Consider the following 20,029-nt stretch of genomic DNA (forward strand, 5'->3'; position numbering starts at 1 on the left):
GCAATTGTTTAACGCAAAGTGATTCAAATTGATATACACTCAAGCATAGAGAGTTAAGGCTAAGAGGTTAGCGAATGACAGATAAAAGCAAAGAGGGTGGTAGCGGTAAACTGCTTTACTGCTCTTTCTGTGGCAAAAGCCAACACGAAGTTCGCAAGTTAATCGCAGGTCCTTCTGTTTACATTTGTGATGAATGTGTCGATCTTTGTAACGACATTATTCGTGAAGAAATTAAAGATGTTCTTCCTAAGAAAGAATCGGAATCGCTGCCAACGCCGCGTGAGATTCGTGAGCATCTTGACGACTATGTAATCGGTCAAGAATACGCGAAGAAAGTGCTAGCAGTTGCAGTTTATAACCACTACAAGCGTTTACGTAATGGTGATACGACGGCTGAAGGCGTAGAGCTAGGTAAGAGTAACATTCTTCTTATCGGTCCTACTGGTAGTGGTAAAACACTACTGGCTGAAACATTGGCTCGTTTCCTAGACGTTCCTTTCACAATGGCAGACGCAACAACACTAACCGAAGCAGGTTACGTGGGCGAAGATGTTGAAAACATCATCCAGAAGTTGCTTCAGAAGTGTGATTACGACGTAGCGAAAGCGGAACGCGGCATTGTTTACATCGATGAAATCGACAAGATTTCTCGTAAAGCTGAAAACCCATCAATCACGCGTGACGTGTCTGGTGAAGGTGTACAGCAAGCTCTACTAAAACTTGTTGAAGGTACAGTTGCTTCAGTTCCACCTCAAGGTGGTCGTAAGCATCCACAGCAAGAGTTCTTGCAAGTGGACACGTCTAAGATCCTATTTATCTGTGGTGGTGCGTTTGCAGGCCTAGATAAAGTGATTGAACAGCGTGTAGAAACAGGTTCAGGTATCGGCTTTGGCGCAGAAGTGCGTTCAAAAGACGAAACCAAAACTATCGGTGAATTGTTCACTCAAGTAGAACCTGAAGATCTAGTGAAATATGGTCTTATTCCAGAATTCATTGGTCGTCTACCTGTGACAACAACACTGACAGAGCTTGATGAAGAAGCGCTAATCCAAATCCTATGTGAGCCAAAGAATGCACTGACAAAACAGTACGCAGCATTATTTGAGCTTGAGGATACAGAGTTAGAATTCCGTGAAGATGCCCTACGCGCAATTGCTAAGAAAGCAATGAACCGTAAAACAGGTGCTCGTGGTCTACGCTCTATCTTGGAGGGTGTTCTACTAGAAACTATGTACGAACTGCCATCTTCAACTGATGTAAGCAAGGTTGTGATTGATGAGTCGGTAATTAATGGTGAGTCAGAACCACTGTTGATTTACAGCAACTCAGATAATCAAGCAGCTGTTGCAGAGTAGGTCTTTTTTAGACAAGTCACTCAAATTGAAAAAGGAGGTAAGCAATTACCTCCTTTTTTTTATTCTTCCATTGAATCCAGTCGTTTAAGCCCCATATACTGCTTTATAAGTTAAAGCGGAAGAGAGAAATATATGAACTTGGAACGTTCCGAGCGTATCGAAATCCCCGTGCTACCTCTACGTGATGTAGTGGTTTACCCACACATGGTTATTCCATTGTTTGTCGGTCGTGAAAAATCGATTACATGCCTTGAATCGGCAATGGAAGCTAACAAACAAGTACTACTTGTAGCGCAGAAAGAAGCGGACACTGATGAGCCTTCAATCGACGACCTATTTAACGTAGGTACAGTCGCTACTATTCTTCAGTTACTAAAGCTCCCTGATGGTACGGTTAAAGTACTTGTTGAAGGTCAGCAGCGTGCAAAAATTCACCAATTCAAAGAAAGTGAATTCTTCTTAGCGGATGCCGAATACGTTGTTACCTCAGAACTTGACGAAAAAGAACAAGAAGTGGTTGTTCGTAGTGCGATCAATCAATTCGAAGGCTTTATTAAGCTGAACAAAAAGATTCCACCAGAGGTTCTAACGTCTCTGAACGGTATTGATGAGGCGGCTCGCCTTGCTGATACGATTGCTGCGCACATGCCACTTAAACTGGTAGACAAGCAGCACGTTCTAGAAATCTTAGATGTAACTGAACGTCTGGAATTCTTGATGGGCCAAATGGAGTCAGAAATTGACATCCTGCAAGTTGAAAAACGCATCCGTGGCCGCGTTAAGAAGCAGATGGAAAAATCTCAGCGTGAGTACTACCTGAATGAGCAAATGAAAGCGATTCAGAAAGAACTTGGCGAGATGGACGACGCACCTGATGAATTCGAGACTCTGAAGAAGAAGATCGAAGATTCTAAGATGCCTCAAGAAGCTCGTGAGAAAACTGAGCAAGAACTGCAAAAACTGAAAATGATGTCGCCAATGTCTGCTGAAGCAACAGTAGTACGTAGCTACATTGATTGGATGGTTGGCGTTCCTTGGGCTAAGCGTTCAAAAGTTAAAAAGAATTTAGCGAAAGCGGAAGAGATCTTAAACGAAGATCACTACGGCTTAGAGCGTGTTAAAGAACGTATTCTTGAGTACTTGGCAGTACAAAACCGTATCAACAAGCTAAAAGGCCCAATCCTTTGTCTTGTAGGTCCTCCTGGTGTAGGTAAAACCTCGCTAGGTCGTTCGATTGCTGCGGCAACGGGTCGTAAGTACACACGTATGGCACTAGGTGGCGTTCGTGATGAAGCTGAGATTCGTGGTCACCGTCGTACGTACATCGGTTCACTTCCGGGTAAATTAATCCAGAAGATGTCTAAAGTTGGCGTTAAGAACCCACTGTTCCTATTAGATGAAATCGATAAGATGTCTTCTGATATGCGTGGCGACCCATCTTCAGCGCTTCTAGAAGTTCTAGACCCTGAGCAAAACAATGCATTCAACGATCACTATCTAGAAGTCGATTACGATCTGTCTGATGTGATGTTCGTGGCAACGTCTAACTCGATGGACATTCCTGGCCCACTGCTGGACCGTATGGAAGTAATTCGCCTGTCTGGTTACACAGAAGATGAAAAGCTGAACATTGCTAAGAGCCACCTATTGGACAAGCAAGTTCAACGCAACGGTCTTAAGCCTCATGAGATTGAGATCGAAGACTCTGCAATCATCGGCATCATTCGTTACTACACACGTGAAGCGGGTGTACGTAGCCTAGAACGTGAAATCTCTAAGATCTGTCGTAAAGCAGTGAAGAACATCTTGCTAGACAGCGACCTTAAGTCTGTAACGGTTAACATTGATAACCTGAAAGAGTACTTAGGCGTTCAACGTCATGACTTCGGTAAAGCGGATGAAAGCAACCGTATTGGTCAAGTAACTGGCTTAGCTTGGACTCAAGTCGGTGGTGATTTACTGACTATCGAAACTGAAGCAATGCCGGGTAAAGGTAAGCTAACGCAAACCGGTTCACTTGGCGATGTGATGAAAGAATCGATCCAAGCGGCAATGACTGTGGTTCGTTCTCGTGCAGAAAAACTGGGTATTAACTCAGATTTCTACGAAAAGCGCGATATTCACGTTCACGTACCAGAAGGTGCTACACCGAAAGATGGCCCGAGTGCGGGTATCGCAATGTGTACTGCATTAGTGTCTAGCTTGACGGGTAACCCGGTTAAAGCTGAGGTCGGTATGACAGGTGAAATTACCCTTCGTGGTGAAGTTTTACCTATCGGTGGCTTGAAAGAAAAGCTGCTTGCAGCGCACCGTGGCGGCATCAAAACTGTACTGATTCCTAAAGACAATGAGCGTGATTTGGAAGAGATTCCAGACAACGTAATCGCTGACTTGAAGGTGATCCCGGTTCAGTGGATTGATGAAGTACTCAAAGTCGCGCTAGAACGAGATCCGTCAGGGGTCGAGTTTGACGTGAAAAAATAGTGATGCATAGCAAAAATAAGTAAAGAATTACGCTGATAGGCCCGAAAAGGCTTGTCAGCGTTTTTTTTGGACGCTAAGTTATTGATCAAAGCGGCAGCCCTTTTGCAATAAGGCTTGCGGCTAAATTAAAACCAAAATGGAACGTACAGTCATCGAGAAGTAGTCACAGATGACACATAGGGGAAAAACAGTGAATAAAACACAACTAGTAGAATCAATCGCAGAAAACGCAGACATCTCTAAAGCTTCAGCTGGCCGCGCTCTAGACGCATTCATCGAAGCAGTTGGCACAACGCTACAATCAGGCGACCAAGTTGCACTTGTTGGCTTTGGTACTTTCAGTGTTCGTACTCGTGCTGCTCGTACAGGTCGTAACCCAAAAACTGGTGAAGAGATCCAAATCGCAGAAGCTAAAGTACCTGGCTTCAAAGCGGGTAAAGCACTTAAAGACGCATGTAACTAATTTCTACGGCTGAAACCTCGGTTTTGCGAGGGGAAGGCTGTAAAATGCGTTTACTGTTTGAAAAATGATGTTTCATTCTTAAACAGTATGTGTACAAAGCACATTGAACTTATTTAAATTATGCGCATCCTACTGATGCGCATTTCTTTTTCTGATAATATCGCGTGAATAGATTTTTATTTTGAAGCCAATGCTTCATATCCGGAGAGCACTTAAATTATGATGGATCGATTACGCGAAGGCGTGAATAGCATCGCGGTAAAAATTATCCTTGGGTTGATTATCCTGTCATTCGTATTCGCAGGTGTAGGCAGCTACATCACCGGTGGCGGTAACAACGCAGCAGCTAAAGTTGGCAACACAGAAATTGCTCGTGGTGAGTTTGAACAGGCTTACCAAAACGAACGTAATCGCATGCAGTCTCAACTTGGCGATTACTTCGCTCAAATGCTTGCAGACCCTGCATACGTAGAGTCTTTCCGTAAATCAGTACTGGATCGCATGATCAACGATGTACTGCTTGAGCAGCAAGCTGAGTCTCTAGGCCTACGAATCAGTGATTCTCAAATCCGTACCATGATTCTAGAAATGCCTCAGTTCCAAACGGCTGGTCAATTCGACCAAGAAGTTTACCAAGCAGCGCTACGTCGTGCAGGTTTCAGCGCAGAAAGCTTCGCTGAATACATGCGTCGTGATCTAATGCGCAACCAGCTTGTGACTGCACTTCAAGGCAGTGAATTCGTTCTTCAGGGCGAAATCGATACTCAGAGCAAGCTTATCGCACAAACTCGTGATATTCGCACAGTGACACTGTCTGTTGCTGACCTTGCAAAAGGCATCGAGTTAACTGACGAGCAAATCGAACAGTACTACCAAGAGAACCCGGCAGCTTACACTCGTCCAGAGCAAGCTAAGGTATCTTACATTGAACTTTCTGCTGAATCGCTTAAGTCTCAGCTTGAAGTAAGCGATGAAGAAGCACAGAAATACTACCAAGAGCACCTAGACAAGTACTCAACTGAAGAGCAGCGTAAAGTTAGCCACATCCTAGTTCAAGGCGATGACGAAGCGAAAGCTCAGTCAATCCTAGACGAACTAAATGCAGGCGTTGATTTTGCTACGCTAGCGGAAGAGAAATCTGACGACTTCGGTAGTGCAGATGTTGGTGGTGACTTAGGTTGGATTGAACGCGATGTTATGGACCCAGCATTCGAAGACGCGGCTTTCGCTCTTGAGAATATTGGTGATACTACTGGCCTAGTTAAATCTGATTTCGGCTACCACATCATCAAGCTAGACGAACTAAAAGCGTCTCAAGCTCAGCCTTACTCAGAAGTAGCGGCAGAGATTAAGCAAGAACTACTAGACCAACACGCAGTTGATCAGTTCTACGAGCAACAAACTGAACTAGAAAAAGTAGCGTTTGAATTCCCAGATTCTCTAGATGATTCTGCAGAAGCAATCAACGCGAAGATCACAACGACAGATTTCATCTCTCAAGTTGACGCTCCTGAAGTTCTAATGACGCCTGCAGTTATGCAAGCTATCTTGAGCCCTGAAGTAAAAGAAGACGGTCTAAACTCGGAAGTTATCGAAGTTGCACCTGAGCACGTAATTGTTGTTCGTGTAGAAGAGACTCGTGATGAGACAGTTCTTCCTCTAGCTGAAGTGAAAGATCAAGTTGTCGCTGCGCTGTCTGCTGTACAAGCAGAGCAACAAGCGGTTGAGCTAGGTGTTTCTCTAGTGAATGAACTTGAGCAAGGCAATGAAGCAGTACTAGCGGACAACAACCTTGAGTTCACTGAACTTGAAACGATTGACCGTAACTCGCCATTAGCGGCATCTGTATTCGCTCTAGCGAAACCAGAAGCAGGTCAAGCTGTGTTCGGTCAATCTAAAGACCAAGACGGTAACATCGTTGTTGTTGAGCTTTCTAAAGTGACTGCTGAAATCAACCCAGCTTACAGCACTCAAATTGGTGCACAGTTGGAGCGAGTTGGTAACCAGCAAGACCTGACTAACGTACTAAACGTACTTCGTAAAAACGCAGACGTTGAATACTACGTAGTGGGTCAAGGTCAGTAAGCGTTTGATTCCCTCGGTAGCAAGCTCAAGTTAGAGTTGACTACCGAGAATCAACATATGATTGTTAAGCTCCAATTCAGATTTGTGAGCCAACAAACAAGCTGATGAAAATAAGATGTATAACGAAGCGGGTCACCTAGGTGACCCGCTTTATTTTTATCTGGTGATTGTGTTATCTAGCGCGGCAAATGCATAAGTTACGTTTTTTGAACAAAGGAACGATTTATGCGCACGATATATTCAACACTAATTCTTTCATTTCTGGTGCTCTTAAGCTCTGCCGTGTTTGCAGACAGCCCAACTAAGGCTGAGCTTTACGATGGCATTGAGATTACGGTCAACATCAATACCGCGACAGCAGAAGAACTTTCAGCACTATTGGTTGGCGTGGGTGATAAGAAAGCCAAAGAGATCGTCGATTACAGAGATCAGAACGGGGCATTTACGACTGCTGATGATTTGGTGAGTGTCAAAGGAATAGGTGAAGCGACGGTTGAAAAGAATCGCGAAAGAATTCAGCTTTGATCCGTTTTTTTATTCATTAGAAATGAAACGACAGCCATGAAGCCTCCAGCCAGTGCTCCTGCTAGGTGGGCTTCAATTGCAACACGAGCGTTAATCAGTTCGCCAGTCGTACTAGAAGGACCAATAAGCTGCTCCCAAGCGATTTTAGCGACTAATCCGAACACTAACAGCCAACTAGATTTCCTGCCGTTTAAAGCCTCTCTGAGCGCGAACAAGCCAAACAACCCATGCAAAGTGCCCGATAGGCCAACGTAGATCTGAATACTTGAAAACAACAGAGCGACGCCAGTCACTAAACTAATCACAAGCAAAGCAACAACAAGCTGTTTTTTACTCGGTTGAAACAGGTAGCTGATGATCCACAAGCCTGCTAGATTCATCAGAAGGTGCGAGTAGTTGGTATGTGAAAAGTTTCCTGTTAGGATTCGCCACCATTGCCCATCGGCAATCGCATTGCTATCCCAAACGACCCAAGCTTGTATTGGCTCAAATTGGAATAAGACGCATAAAAGTGAAGTGAAAATTAAAACAGGGTACACATTAAATCCATGTCTCGTTATTGCCCCCAATGCAGCAAGGCTTTGAAAGCTTGTATTTGTCAGTGGGTTACACCACTCGAATCGAATGTTGAGCTTATCATTCTTCAGCACCCATCAGAAGAGCATCGTCCGATGGGAACAGCGCGTATTCTCTCGTTATCTCTAAATAACAGCGTGACGTTTGTCGGCGAAGACTTTTCAGATAATGAACAACTCAACGTATTGCTGGCCGATGAACAGTACCAACATGTGATTTTATACCCAAGCGAAAATTCTGTTTCAGTTGAGTCTGCGACATGTCCTAATAAGAAGCTGCGTGTGATTTTATTGGATGGCACGTGGAAGAAAGCATTCAAGATGTGGCAAGTATCGAGTAACTTGCATACGTTGAACACGGTTCACTTGCCGAAAGATCTCAAGGGTAATTACCGAATTCGCAAAGCACCCAGTGAAAACAGCCTTTCAACCGTTGAAGCTGGCTATCATTTGCTTAGCTTGTTAGAGAGTGATGGCGACTTTAGTCCTTTGCTAACGGCATTTGACCAAATGATTCAGTTTCAAATCAATCAAATGCCGCCGGGTGTGTTTGAGAAAAACTACTTAGATTAAGCCGATTCACTGGTACGAGTCAGGAATTAAAACTCGGTATGAGCCGAGAACAGTTGCTGATGCATTTTCTGCGCAAGATCATCGGTCATCGATGAAATGTAATCGGCTATCACGCGCATCTTTCTTGATTCATCTTGATGCTGTAGCCATTGCTTCTTGATGGGCAGTGGCAGCAAGCGTTCAGGATCAGCGCTGAATGCTTCAAACATATCCATGATGATCTGTTGACCTTTGTATTCGATGACCTGAACCTGTGGTACTTGAATCACGAACTCGCTGACAAAGTGTTTCAGCTTATCGAGCGTGCCATCCATGCTCGGTTCAAGTACGGCATTGTAGGCAAGCAGCACATTCTCAAAGTTAGCATCCACTCGCTTAATCGATATACTGGTCAACAGTGCGTTGACTATCCCACCAATCGCATCCTTTCGACGATACTGTTCACCAGAGAACAGCATTTCTGTAATTGAATCTAGGTGTTCACAAATCCATGGGTCGGCCATCTCTTTCAGTTGAGGGTAAGCCGATTCGACCCACTGAGCTTTGGTCACAGAGCCAAGCACAATCGCATCTTCTAAATCATGCACGCCATACGCGATGTCATCAGCCAACTCCATAATCGAACAATCCAGCGACTTATATTTGGTCTTGTTATGTTCAAGTGGCTCGGTGTGTGTTTTTCTTTTCTGTTTTAGAAGCTGTTGATCGCTGCTTGAAAGCGGTTCAAGTACCCAGTTAAACAGTTCTTCATCATGATCGTAGATGCCTTTTGCTGGCATCCAATCTTTGGCTCGGAGTTGTCGTTGATGCTTTACGGGTTCAGACTGCAATTTAGCTTGAACCTCACTCAGCAGAGAAGGGTACTTAATCAGACCTAACAAAGTGCGTCGAGATAGGTTCATCCCGTGATGCTCAGTGTAAGGTTCTAGCTGTGTGACAATGCGAAACGTTTGAGCGTTGCCCTCAAAGCCGCCGTGGTCGCGCATCATGTAGTTGAGTGCGACTTCACCGCCATGTCCATAGGGTGGATGACCGATGTCGTGAGCCAAACACAGTGAATCGATCAAACTGTCTGAGGGTAATAGAGCTCGAAATTCGGGCTGCTTTTTCTTTAGTTGAGCGACGATACCGGTGCCAAGCTGAGCGGCCTCAAGAGAGTGAGTTAGGCGCGTTCTGTGAAAGTCATTGACCGTGGTGCCATGGATCTGGGTTTTCGCTTGTAAGCGACGGAAGGCAGCAGAGTGAAGCACGCGCGCACGGTCACGCTGATACGGGCTGCGGTGATCATCACGTCTTATTTTGTGTTCATCGTCATTTCGATGCTGCCATTCCTGTTCGAGTACAAAGGGGGGGTCGAGTAGAGAATTCAAAATAGCACCTATCAAATTGATTTTATTTAGCTAATTAAAAACAACTTATACCCAGCTAGCTTATCTCGTCTAGTGATAATTTAAAGCTCGGCGCAAATGTGGTGAGAAAGTAGTCCATTTCTGGGCTTTTGCGTTGTTCGAGTGTTTCTTCTAATCGGCGCTTGGCTTGCTCGTATTCATGGTTGCCCGCACTGAGCTCTTCCAAGCATTTCAAATAAGCACAGATAGTATCTGCTTGCTTGACGATGCTTTGCTCTTCTTTACTCGCAGTACCAGATATTAAGAAGGGGGCGAAGTCGTCTCGGAACTCTTCTGGCAACATCGAAAGCAGTCTTTGTTCTGCTGCGGCTTCTATCTTCTTATACTCTTGTGCAATGTCCGGGTTGTAGTATTTAACTGGCGTCGGCAAATCACCCGTCAGTACCTCACTGGTATCATGGTACATGCCAAGCAGAGCAATGTGCTCGGGGTTAAGCTGACCATCAAACTTCTTATTTTTGATCAGTGCTAAAGCGTGTGCCACGAAAGCAACCTGTAGGCTATGTTCTGAAATGTTCTCGCTTGAGACGGAACGCATCAAAGGCCAACGTTGAATCAGCTTCATACGTGCGAGGTGGGCGAAGAAATGGCTCTGTTTCATAAATGTCCTTTTTTAAACAATGCTCCACTCGTATCTTATGTTAACTCAAACAGTACGAGACAGCGGATACAAAAAAGGCTCCTAAACAGGAGCCTTTTAAGCATAGAAGTGAATGAATACAAGTTAAAGTCTTTTAAAACAGCAAATTGTAGCCATCTTTCTTTGTGCTTATTAACCTTCGATGAGGTCGTCTTGGCTGTAAGTCTGTAAGAAGCGCTCCAGACGACCAATCGCGATTTCTAAATCTTCGATGTGCGGCAGAGTCACGATACGGAAGTGATCCGGTTTCGGCCAGTTGAAGCCAGTACCTTGAACCAATAACACCTTCTCTTGCTTAAGGAAGTCGAGTACAAACTTCTGATCGTCTTTGATGTTGTACATGTTGGTGTCGATCTTAGGGAACAGGTACATTGCGCCTTTCGGTTTCACACAAGAGACGCCAGGGATCTTGTTGATCAGTTCCCATGCACGGTCACGCTGTTCAAGCAGTCGACCACCAGGAAGAATCAGCTCATTGATACTCTGATAGCCCCCGAGTGCAGTTTGGATTGCGTGTTGCATCGGAACGTTGGCGCACAAACGCATTGAGGCCAGCATTTCTAGCCCTTCAACGTAGCCTTTGGCTAGGTGTTTAGGACCTGTTAAGAACATCCAACCACCACGGAAACCACATACACGGTAAGCTTTAGATAGGCCGTTGAACGTGACCATTAGAACGTCTTCAGCAAGCGTTGCCACTGAAGTGTGTACCGCACCGTCGTAAAGTACTTTGTCGTAGATTTCATCGGCGAAGATGATCAAACCGTGCTCACGAGCAATCTCAACCACTTGCAGTAGGAAATCACGGCTGTAAACCGCACCTGTTGGGTTGTTCGGGTTGATAAGAACGATGCCGCGCGTCTTTGGTGAAATCTTCGCGCGCATGTCGTCTAAATCTGGATACCAATCAGCATCTTCATCACACATGTAGTGAACCGGTGTACCACCAGAAAGCGCAACAGACGCTGTCCATAGTGGGTAGTCCGGAGCGGGAACTAAGATTTCATCACCATTATCCAGTAGCGCTTGCATAGACATAACGATAAGCTCTGATGCGCCGTTACCAATGTAAACGTCTTCTACATCAAGGTTACGTAGGCCTTTTTTCTGGTAGTGCTGAACAACCGCTTTGCGGGCTGAATAGATGCCTTTTGAGTCGCAGTAACCTTGAGATGTCGGTAGGTTACGGATTACGTCAACAAGGATTTCATCAGGGGCGTCAAAACCAAATGGGGCGGGGTTACCAATATTAAGCTTTAGTATTTTATGCCCTTCTTCTTCCATGCGCTTAGCATGTTTGAGTACAGGCCCCCTGATTTCGTAGCATACGCTGTTGAGTTTTGACGACATCCCGATATTTTGCATTGCCGATTTCCTGAAATTAATTTAAATACTTTATTAAAGTACCGCAAAATGGCGTTTGATAGAATAAAAATCTGATGAATGTCGCATTTCAGTGTCACGTTTAGCCTTTTTGTTGTCACTCTTTTCTAAATTTTAATTAATCGCTTTCTTGGTTATTGGCTAAGATGAATAAAGGGGCGGGATCGCTTAAAATCACAGGAATGTTGAAAAGATATAGTACATTCTTGATCTAAGTGGGTACTGCCCATAAAGTATCAAACTAATATAATAATAATTTAGATGTGAACGAGGTCGATTTGTCACATTTCCAGCAAACTATCTCCGCTTTGATTGAGCGAGTACAAAATGCCCAAGCAAGCGAAGTTCGTTGTGTTGAAGTTCTAACGCAAAAACCATCGTTTGCATGTATAGAATGGCTTCATGCTCAACCGCTCTTTCCTAAGTTCTACTGGCAGTCACGCGACACTCGTGAAGAGGTTGTTGCGCTCGGACAGTTACATACGTTTTCAGATCCTGCACCTGCGTACGCGATTCTTGGCGAAGATCAACGAATCTGGGGTGGACGCTCGTTTGACGGGCACACCGCAAAGAACCGTCGCTGCATGGAGTCGTTTTTTTTCCTTCCTCAGGTTGAATTGATTCGCTTTGACAATACTTGGTCGTTGGCGGTTAATTTGTCCCCTGATCGTGTTTCTTCTATTAATGCTTTGAATAAGCTTTCTGTAGAAGCCGCGATATTGGCGCCTTTGTCTGCCCATATTGAACAAATTAATCACGTTCCAGAAAGAGAGCAGTGGGGCAACCTTGTCGATAAAGTGCTGCAAGGCATTAGCGACGAAGAGTACAAAAAAGTCGTTTTAGCGCGTAAAACTACATTGCAGCTCGATGCGCCTATCTGCGCAGCTCAATTACTTAAAGCCAGCTATCTGCAAAATCACCACAGTTTCCACTTTATGTTGGTGCTAGATTCTAAACACAGTTTCATTGGCTCGACACCAGAGCGCTTATATAGCCGACATGGTACTGAGCTCGATACCGAAGCGCTTGCTGGAACCATTGGTCGCGGAGAGAACGCTACTGAGGATATGGAACTGGCTAACTGGCTTTCTCAAGACAGCAAAAACCTCAACGAGAACCAGTATGTGGTCGACGACATTATTGAGCGTCTCACTCCTCATTCTCAAACTGTCCATGTTGAAAAGGATGCGCGTCTAGTGCGCTTGCGCAAGGTGCAGCATTTGAAGCGCAATATCCATGCTCAGCTCAACAATGGCGTTAATGGTGTGCAGTTGCTTGCTGCCTTACAGCCAACTGCTGCGGTGGCGGGTTTACCTCGTAAAGAGGCGATGGATTTCATTCTAGAACACGAGCCGTTTGCTCGAGGCTGGTATGCAGGGTCTGTAGGCTATATCAGTCATCAGCGAGCGGAATTCTGCGTGGCGATTCGAAGCGCCTTGATTGTAAACGATCAAGTACAACTGTTTGCTGGCGCGGGGATCGTGCCGGGATCGGTTGCCGAACATGAGTGGCAAGAGCTGAACAAGAAGATGTCTACTCTGCTTAGCTTAATTTCAGATCACCCTCCATTGGGTGTCGCGTCATGAATCACGACCAAGCCGTATTAAACAGAGTTTGGTGTCACACGTTACTTGAAGAGCTTGCGCGCAATGGCGTTGAACATGTTTGTGTTGCGCCGGGCTCTCGCTCAACGCCGTTAACTCTCGAAGCTGAAGCCAACTCCAAGTTAACCTTACACACGCACTTTGATGAGCGTGGTCTTGGATTCTTAGCTTTAGGTTTAGCAAAAGCAAGTGATAAGCCAGTTGCGGTGATTGTGACATCAGGAACTGCTGTGGCGAATTTGCTTCCTGCGACGGCTGAATCTGGGCTGACACGAGAGAAGCTGATCTTGCTGACTTCTGATCGACCAGTCGATTTAGTGGATTGCGGCGCTAATCAAGCGATTCAACAACAGGGTATCTTTTCTTCCCATATTGAAAGTGCCTTAAATCTACCAAGCCCAACTACACAGATTTCTTTGAATTGGCTTCTGACATCGGTTGATAGCGCGCTTGCGAAACAACGCAATGTGGGCGGTGCGATTCACATCAATTGTCCGTTCCCAGAGCCGCTCTATTCTAAGAACAGTGCTGACATGTATGCTGACTACACCAACAGTATCGCTGGGTGGAGCTGGTCAACAACCCCGTATTCTAATACCTGTTTACCCAACCATTTGACTGTACAGCCGATAGCGCCGGGCGATTACCTAGCGCGTAAAGGTGCGGTGATTATTGGTTCGATTGATAAAGGAGCGGCAACAAAAGCGCAGCAGTTTGCTTCGGCTTTGGGCTGGCCAATTTTCTGTGATCCTCAATCGGGCGTGAGCAGTGATTGGAAGCATTATGATCTGTGGTTACAGAGTGACTCAGTCAAAGAGCAACTCAACCAGTGTGATTTCATTCTTCAGTTTGGTGAGCGCATTGTTTCTAAGCGATTAAACCAATGGGTTAAGTCACAAGCGGCTTGGTTTGATTGCACGCAATATGTCGTGGTTTCACCTGATGCGCACCGTATAAATCAAGACCATCTGCCTCAAACTCATATTGTTGCCAATATTGAGTCATGGATAACAGATCAACACCTGCCAACATTGTTAGGCAAACATTCGGGTTGGGCGACGCCTTTAATCGAGGTGGCCAATACCGTTCAGCAACTTGCATTCGCGCAAATATCCAATAATGACCAACTGACAGAGTTGAGTGTTGCGGTTGACTTGTCGTCTAGACTTAAAGACAGAGAGTTGTTTGTGGGAAACAGCTTGATGGTAAGGCTGGTGGATATGCTGTCGTCAATATCTGCGAATCGGGTTTACAGCAATCGTGGTGCATCGGGCATTGATGGCTTGGTGGCAACGGCTGCGGGTGTAGTGAAAGCTAACCAAAATCCCTTATTGATGTTGATTGGTGATACTTCTTTGCTTTACGACCTCAACTCACTGGCTCTGCTGACTCATAATTTCACGCCGATGGTTATTGTTGTGACCAATAATGATGGTGGTGCGATCTTTGATTTATTGCCGGTACCAGAACAGCAGAAACAGTCACTTTATCAAATGCCTCATGGTTTCAGTTTTGAACACGCAGCTGCGCAATTCCAGTTGGGGTACGCTGCGCCAGAAACCTTGAATTGCTATCAAACCATTATCGAACAACATTTCGAACAGGGTCAGGGTACCTTGCTCGTGGAAGTTAAGACGCCTCCCGAACAAGCGTCTACTTTGCTGAAACAATTCAGTTCAATGCTCACCGAGGCATTAGCCTAAGGACTTTACATGCTTTACTCCGATTATTACCCAGCTGTACAAGATTCTTCTGACAAACCTTTGCTTGTTTTTTTACATGGTTTACTCGGAAGCGGGGATGATTGGAGTGCATGTCATCCATTCCTCGAGGGTTTTCCTCTCCTTTGCATAGATTTACCCGGACACGGACAAAGTCGCTTTATCGATCCGGTAGGGTTTGATCATTGCTGCAAGAAAATTGTCCAGTGCATCACATCTCAATTGGCTCTCAACGATCTTCCTGCCGATCACCCTATTGTAGTGATTGGGTATTCTATGGGTGGAAGGCTCGCTATGTATGGGGTGACAAGCCCTTGCTTTGAGACGCTCAACCTAGAGAAAGTCATCATTGAAGGTGGCAACTTTGGCTTGGAATGTGATGAAGAAAGAGCACAAAGGTTAGTACACGATACGCAATGGGCTGTTCGCTTTGCACAGCAGTCGATTGAAGATGTTTTAGACGATTGGTATCAACAAAGCGTCTTTTCTTCACTAAATCATGAGCAAAGACAAACTTTGGTCATAAAGCGTAGTGGTAACCTTGGAGTATCCGTAGCAAATATGTTGTTATCTACTTCGTTAGCTAAGCAACCGGATTTACGTGCCACATTGAAATCTCATGAGCATTTATTGCATTATGTATGTGGAGAAAAAGATCGTAAATTCATGGAGCTAGCTGAGAATAGTGGCTTTGAATATAGTCAGGTGGATTACGCGGGTCATAATGTTCATTTTGAGCAACCTGAGCTGTTTTCCAACCTGATAATCCAATGTATCGCCAGTCGTCGTTAATCTGACTGAGCGATTCTCTCGTATCAAGCACTATCAAAAGCAGAGCAACACCGTCACGACTACTCGTTAGTCGTGGTCTCTAATAGAACAATGGGAATCACCATGGCTAAAACAGTAGGCATCACAGAAGAAGAACTTTACGCAGCAGTTAACTGGAGCGATGAAAGCAGTCAATACGAAGATATTCAGTACCACAAATCTGACGATGGTATTGCCAAAATCACGATTGCGCGTCCTCAAGTCCACAATGCGTTCCGCCCACAAACCGTAAAAGAGATGATCAACGCATTGGCTGACGCTCGTTACGACGAGAAAGTAGGCGTGATCATTTTGACGGGTCTTGGTGAGAAGGCGTTCTGTTCTGGTGGTGACCAAAGTATTCGTGGTGATTACGGCGGCTACCAAGACGATTCAGGTACACACCACCTGAACGTACTTGATTTCCAACGTCAAATTCGTACTTGTCCAAAACCAGTTATCGCAGCGGTATCGGGTTGGGCAGTAGGCGGCGGTCATGTACTTCACATGATGGCAGACCTTACTATTGCCGCTGAAAACGCGCAGTTCGGTCAGACGGGTCCTAAAGTGGGTTCGTTCGATGGCGGTTGGGGTGCTTCTTACATGGCTCGTATTGTTGGTCAAAAGAAAGCGCGTGAAATCTGGTTCTTGTGCCGCTTCTACGATGCACAAGAAGCACTGGACATGGGCCTTGTAAATACCGTTGTTCCTGTTGCTGACCTAGAAAAAGAGACCGTTCGTTGGTGTCGTGAAGTGCTTCAACACAGCCCAATGGCACTGCGTTGCTTGAAAGCGGCTCTGAACGCGGACTGTGATGGTCAAGCCGGACTACAAGAGTTGGCGGGTAACGCAACCATGATGTTCTACATGACAGAGGAAGGCCAAGAAGGCCGCAACGCATTTAACGAGAAACGTCGACCAGACTTCGACAAGTTCCCGCGTAATCCATAGTCTTTCTCCTCTTCAACATGAGTCGCTAATAGCGGCTCGTTTTGTTTTGATGTTCCCCGTTTTTTAGGAAACTTTATGAACTCAGTGAATTCTCAGCGCTACGCTAAACTCTACCGTTATCAATTGCCTATGGATAGTGGCGTGGTTCTTCGTGACAATAAGTTGAACGAACGCGTTGGCTATATCATCCAACTTGAGTGTGATGGTAAAACTGGTTTTGGCGAAGTTGCGCCTTTACCCGGTTTTAGCCAAGAAGATGCCGAACAAACTGGTATTCAGCTTCAACACGAATTAGAGCTTTGGAGCCACAATAAGCCTCAAACGCCTTTCGACGAGCTGTATCCTTCTGTCGCGTTTGGCTTTTCAATGGCGATGATGGAATTGCGAGGCGATCTTCACGCTCAAGGTCACTACCAAGCGGCGCCTTTGTGTACAGGCGATCCAGATGAACTGATCCCTGTATTGAATGAGATGAAAGGCGAGAAGGTCGCAAAAGTGAAAGTCGGTCTCTACGAAGCGATTCGTGATGGCATGCTGGTTAGCTTATTCCTTGAGTCGATCCCTGATTTGACCCTAAGACTTGATGCCAACCGCGCGTGGAAGCCAGAGAAAGCGAAGCAATTCATTAAATACATTTCGCCGTCACTGCGTCAGCGAATTAGCTTTATTGAAGAGCCTTGCCAAAAGCCAGAAGACAGTTTGGCCTTTGCCATTGACCACGGTGTGGCGATTGCTTGGGATGAGACACTGCAAGAGGCGGTGCGAAGCCCAGAGTTTGATCTTAGCGACCTTACTGGCGTTAAAGCTGTCGTGATCAAGCCAACTCTTATTGGTTCTGTAGAGCGTTGTGTGGCAATCATTGAGCGTGCACAGAAGCTTGGAATGAAACCGGTATTGAGCTCAAGCATTGAGTCGAGTCTAGGTCTGACTCAGATTGCTCGTTTGGCCCAGCAATATTTGCCAAACGAAGTGCCGGGGCTGGACACGATTGGCTTGTTCAAGCAGCAGCTAGAGGTTTCCTGGCCGGGGAGTCAGTTGCCTGTCTCTACGCTCGAACAGCAACAATTGATTTGGTCTTCTTAGACCGAGCTATTTGAATGGCAATTTAGTTAGCTCAGTAAGTTATTAATCTATTTTTGGTTATCATATGATGCGCCCACAATCTAATCATCACCCGCTCTGGGTACAGTGGGCGCAGCAAAACCCACTTCAACCAGCGTTAGTGACCACTCACCGCACTTATACTTGGCAGCAAGTGTTTGTGTTGGTTAGTGAGTACCAACAACAGCTATCTCATCAAGGCCTATCTGAAGGTGATGTACTGACGATTGTTGGTAAGAATCAAGCTGAAGTGCTCCCGGCTTACCTTGCCGCACTCAATTTGGGTGTGGTTTGTGCGTTTACGATGCCTCAGCCTAGTTTACGCCTGAAGCAAAAGCTCGATTCCTTATATCAAGCAGATCAACAAAGCTACCTTTGGCTTTTAGACAGTAGTGGGATAGAGCATTCAGAGACTGCTGATTTGAATACTCAGTTGGTGACCTTGCCTTGTTTAAATGAAGTGAAGCTCGATGTTGATGACAGTCGGATAACGACATCTCAAGAGACCAACTTCAATCCGCAAAACCTAGCGAGCATCGTATTCACTTCAGGCTCTACCGGAAACCCAAAAGCGGTCGTTCATACACTTGAGCAGCACTTGTGTTCTGCGTCAGGGCTGCTTGAGGTGTTTCGTTATCAACAAGGTGACACTTGGTTACTGAGTTTACCTATGTACCATGTGTCGGGGCTGGCGATAGTTCATCGTTGGTTGGCGGCTGGTGGCTGCATCAAAATAGGCACAGGTAAGCTTGAAACCGATATAGAAGAATGCAGTCACGCTTCATTAGTCGCTACTCAGCTACATCGATTGTTAAAGAGTAAGCAAGCACTTACTTTAACGCATGTACTTTTGGGTGGTAGTCATATACCAGAAGCACTTGGGCTCGAAGCTCAACAAATGGGTATCGAAACATGGCTTGGATACGGCATGACCGAAGCGGCTTCAACCGTGACCGCGAAGCCCGTTGATGCCAGCAGCACCGCCGGTTTTGTCCTTAACCATCGCCAGCTAAAAATTGAAGAAAAACGTATCTTTATTGGTGGCGAGACGCTCGCGTCCGGGTATTACTATCAAGGTAAATTAACGCCATTAGTTGATAACAACGGCTGGTTTGATAGCAAAGATCTTGGTGAGTGGGTTGGCGAACAAGTGTCGATTATTGGTCGCGCCGACAATCAGTTTATTTCTGGTGGTGAGAACATTCATTGCGAAGAAATTGAGCGAGTACTCAATCAATTGTCTGAGGTTAATCAGGCCTTTATTGTTCCCATTGAAGATGATGAGTTCGGATTCCGACCTGCAGCGATTGTCGATTGTGCTGAGCTGCCAACCAAAGAGTGGTTTATCGAGCAATTGACGGGGCGTCTTGAACGGTTCAAATTTCCTGTTGAGTATTATCGAATGCCTCAGCAGGAACAACAGGGTATTAAGGTTTCGCGCGCTGGATTGGCGCAGTGGTTACAGCAGACTCGTTCTAAATAGAGCGAAGAGTAATAAAATGAAGCGCAATACACGGTGACTAGTCGTAATTGCGCTTCAGGGGGTTGTGACGGTGGTGAAGCCGTCACAAATTCTTAGTATCTTATCGTGTCATTCAAGATTTGGCGTTAAGCGAGTGCCTTCTTCATTTGCTCAGCGACTTTATCTACCTTACCTAGGCCAATGATAACTTGTAGGCCACCTTTACCAACCGGTACCACACCTGCCGCACCGAGTTTCTTCAGTTTATCGCTGTCTGCTGCACCTGAGTCTTTCACAGTTAAGCGTAGACGAGTAATACAGTTATCGACTTCTAGAATGTTGTCTGCACCGCCAACCGCTTCAATGTAGCTATTGGTTAGGTTAGCCAATGCTTCTGGCGTTTCAGTTTCTTTCTCTGCTTCCATCTCTTCACCACGACCTGGAGTGCGTAGGTTGAACTTGATGATAGCGAAGCGGAAAATACCGTAGTAAAGCGCGAAGAACACCACACCTTGAACCAGTAGCATGTACCAGTTAACCGCTAGTGGGTTTTGGCTTGATAGTACTAGGTCAACGAAACCAGCAGAGAAACCGAAGCCTGCCATCCATTCCATGCTTGCTGCAATGTAAAGCGATAGGCCTGTTAATACTGCGTGCAGTAGGAACAACACAGGTGCTAGGAACATGAAGCTGAATTCTAGTGGCTCTGTGATACCCGTGAAGAATGAAGCCATAGCTGCCGCAAGCATGATTGCGAATACTTGGTTTTTGTTTTTCGCATCAGAACAGTGGTACATCGCCAATGCTGCTGCTGGTAGGCCAAACATCATGATAGGGAAGAAGCCCGCTTGGTACATGCCTGTTTTACCCGGAATACCCGTGCCGTTA

Annotated in this window: 17 protein-coding genes; 12 read left to right on the forward strand and 5 right to left on the reverse strand. The window is 45.6% G+C overall.

Annotation, left to right across the window (positions count from 1 at the left end; genetic code table 11):
- Positions 1 to 74: 74 nt before the first annotated feature.
- The 5 genes from clpX to IQQ51_RS17900 all read left to right on the forward strand — a co-directional run bounded on the left by clpX (position 75) and on the right by IQQ51_RS17900 (position 6,912).
- Positions 75 to 1,355, forward strand: coding sequence for an ATP-dependent protease ATP-binding subunit ClpX (clpX, locus tag IQQ51_RS17880; RefSeq protein WP_009847283.1), 1,281 nt, complete (start codon positions 75 to 77; stop codon positions 1,353 to 1,355).
- A gap of 132 nt (positions 1,356 to 1,487) precedes the next feature.
- Positions 1,488 to 3,839: an endopeptidase La gene (gene lon / locus IQQ51_RS17885; protein WP_019824784.1), complete on the forward strand. Its 2,352-nt coding sequence runs from the start codon at positions 1,488 to 1,490 to the stop codon at positions 3,837 to 3,839.
- 169 nt (positions 3,840 to 4,008) lie between these two features.
- Positions 4,009 to 4,302 carry an HU family DNA-binding protein gene (locus IQQ51_RS17890; protein WP_012604504.1) on the forward strand — a complete coding sequence of 98 codons (294 nt, stop codon included), beginning with the start codon at positions 4,009 to 4,011 and terminating at the stop codon, positions 4,300 to 4,302.
- A gap of 219 nt (positions 4,303 to 4,521) precedes the next feature.
- A complete protein-coding gene (ppiD, locus tag IQQ51_RS17895) occupies positions 4,522 to 6,387 on the forward strand; it encodes a peptidylprolyl isomerase (protein WP_193841701.1) in 1,866 nt (621 codons plus the stop codon).
- Positions 6,388 to 6,612: 225 nt separating this feature from the next.
- A complete protein-coding gene (locus tag IQQ51_RS17900; protein WP_193841702.1) occupies positions 6,613 to 6,912 on the forward strand; it encodes a ComEA family DNA-binding protein in 300 nt (99 codons plus the stop codon).
- Here IQQ51_RS17900 and rrtA read toward each other — a convergent pair.
- Positions 6,903 to 7,451, reverse strand: coding sequence for a rhombosortase (gene rrtA, locus IQQ51_RS17905; protein ID WP_193841703.1), 549 nt, complete (start codon positions 7,449 to 7,451; stop codon positions 6,903 to 6,905). The two genes, IQQ51_RS17900 and rrtA, sit on opposite strands and share 10 nt — an antisense overlap.
- Positions 7,452 to 7,460: 9 nt before the next feature.
- Between rrtA and IQQ51_RS17910 the strand changes: the two genes are divergently transcribed.
- Positions 7,461 to 8,060: a tRNA-uridine aminocarboxypropyltransferase gene (locus tag IQQ51_RS17910; RefSeq protein ID WP_193841704.1), complete on the forward strand. Its 600-nt coding sequence runs from the start codon at positions 7,461 to 7,463 to the stop codon at positions 8,058 to 8,060.
- A gap of 26 nt (positions 8,061 to 8,086) precedes the next feature.
- Here the strand turns inward: IQQ51_RS17910 and IQQ51_RS17915 are convergent, their stop codons facing one another.
- The 3 genes from IQQ51_RS17915 to IQQ51_RS17925 form a co-directional block, all read right to left on the reverse strand.
- A complete protein-coding gene (locus IQQ51_RS17915) occupies positions 8,087 to 9,430 on the reverse strand; it encodes an anti-phage deoxyguanosine triphosphatase (protein ID WP_193841705.1) in 1,344 nt (447 codons plus the stop codon).
- A 55-nt stretch (positions 9,431 to 9,485) separates the two neighbouring features.
- Complete coding sequence (yfbR, locus tag IQQ51_RS17920; RefSeq protein WP_193841706.1) at positions 9,486 to 10,070, reverse strand: 5'-deoxynucleotidase; 585 nt, start codon at positions 10,068 to 10,070, stop codon at positions 9,486 to 9,488.
- A gap of 171 nt (positions 10,071 to 10,241) precedes the next feature.
- Entirely contained in the window at positions 10,242 to 11,474 is a 1,233-nt protein-coding gene (locus tag IQQ51_RS17925; protein ID WP_017060166.1) for a pyridoxal phosphate-dependent aminotransferase, read from the reverse strand.
- A gap of 296 nt (positions 11,475 to 11,770) precedes the next feature.
- On the opposite strand from IQQ51_RS17925, the gene IQQ51_RS17930 reads away from it, so the two are divergent.
- The 6 genes from IQQ51_RS17930 to menE all read left to right on the forward strand — a co-directional run bounded on the left by IQQ51_RS17930 (position 11,771) and on the right by menE (position 19,162).
- Positions 11,771 to 13,078 carry an isochorismate synthase gene (locus IQQ51_RS17930; protein WP_193841707.1) on the forward strand — a complete coding sequence of 436 codons (1,308 nt, stop codon included), beginning with the start codon at positions 11,771 to 11,773 and terminating at the stop codon, positions 13,076 to 13,078.
- Entirely contained in the window at positions 13,075 to 14,799 is a 1,725-nt protein-coding gene (gene menD / locus IQQ51_RS17935) for a 2-succinyl-5-enolpyruvyl-6-hydroxy-3-cyclohexene-1-carboxylic-acid synthase (RefSeq protein ID WP_193841708.1), read from the forward strand. The genes IQQ51_RS17930 and menD overlap by 4 nt, the downstream gene beginning before the upstream one ends.
- A gap of 9 nt (positions 14,800 to 14,808) precedes the next feature.
- The gene (gene menH, locus IQQ51_RS17940; RefSeq protein ID WP_193841709.1) at positions 14,809 to 15,609 is read left to right on the forward strand and encodes a 2-succinyl-6-hydroxy-2,4-cyclohexadiene-1-carboxylate synthase; all 801 of its coding nucleotides are present in this window, start codon (positions 14,809 to 14,811) and stop codon (positions 15,607 to 15,609) included.
- 102 nt (positions 15,610 to 15,711) lie between these two features.
- Positions 15,712 to 16,578 (forward strand): 1,4-dihydroxy-2-naphthoyl-CoA synthase, encoded by an 867-nt coding sequence (gene menB / locus IQQ51_RS17945; RefSeq protein WP_017060170.1) that lies wholly within the window; start codon positions 15,712 to 15,714, stop codon positions 16,576 to 16,578.
- Positions 16,579 to 16,653: 75 nt separating this feature from the next.
- A complete protein-coding gene (gene menC, locus IQQ51_RS17950) occupies positions 16,654 to 17,661 on the forward strand; it encodes an o-succinylbenzoate synthase (protein ID WP_193841710.1) in 1,008 nt (335 codons plus the stop codon).
- 64 nt (positions 17,662 to 17,725) lie between these two features.
- Entirely contained in the window at positions 17,726 to 19,162 is a 1,437-nt protein-coding gene (gene menE / locus IQQ51_RS17955; RefSeq protein WP_193841711.1) for an o-succinylbenzoate--CoA ligase, read from the forward strand.
- A gap of 125 nt (positions 19,163 to 19,287) precedes the next feature.
- Here menE and IQQ51_RS27330 read toward each other — a convergent pair.
- Positions 19,288 to 20,029 (reverse strand): glucose PTS transporter subunit EIIB (locus tag IQQ51_RS27330; protein WP_228012969.1); only part of this gene is annotated, 742 nt, incomplete at its 5' end.

The organism is Vibrio sp. OPT18 (assembly GCF_015163615.1).
Taxonomy (GTDB): domain Bacteria; phylum Pseudomonadota; class Gammaproteobacteria; order Enterobacterales; family Vibrionaceae; genus Vibrio; species Vibrio coralliirubri.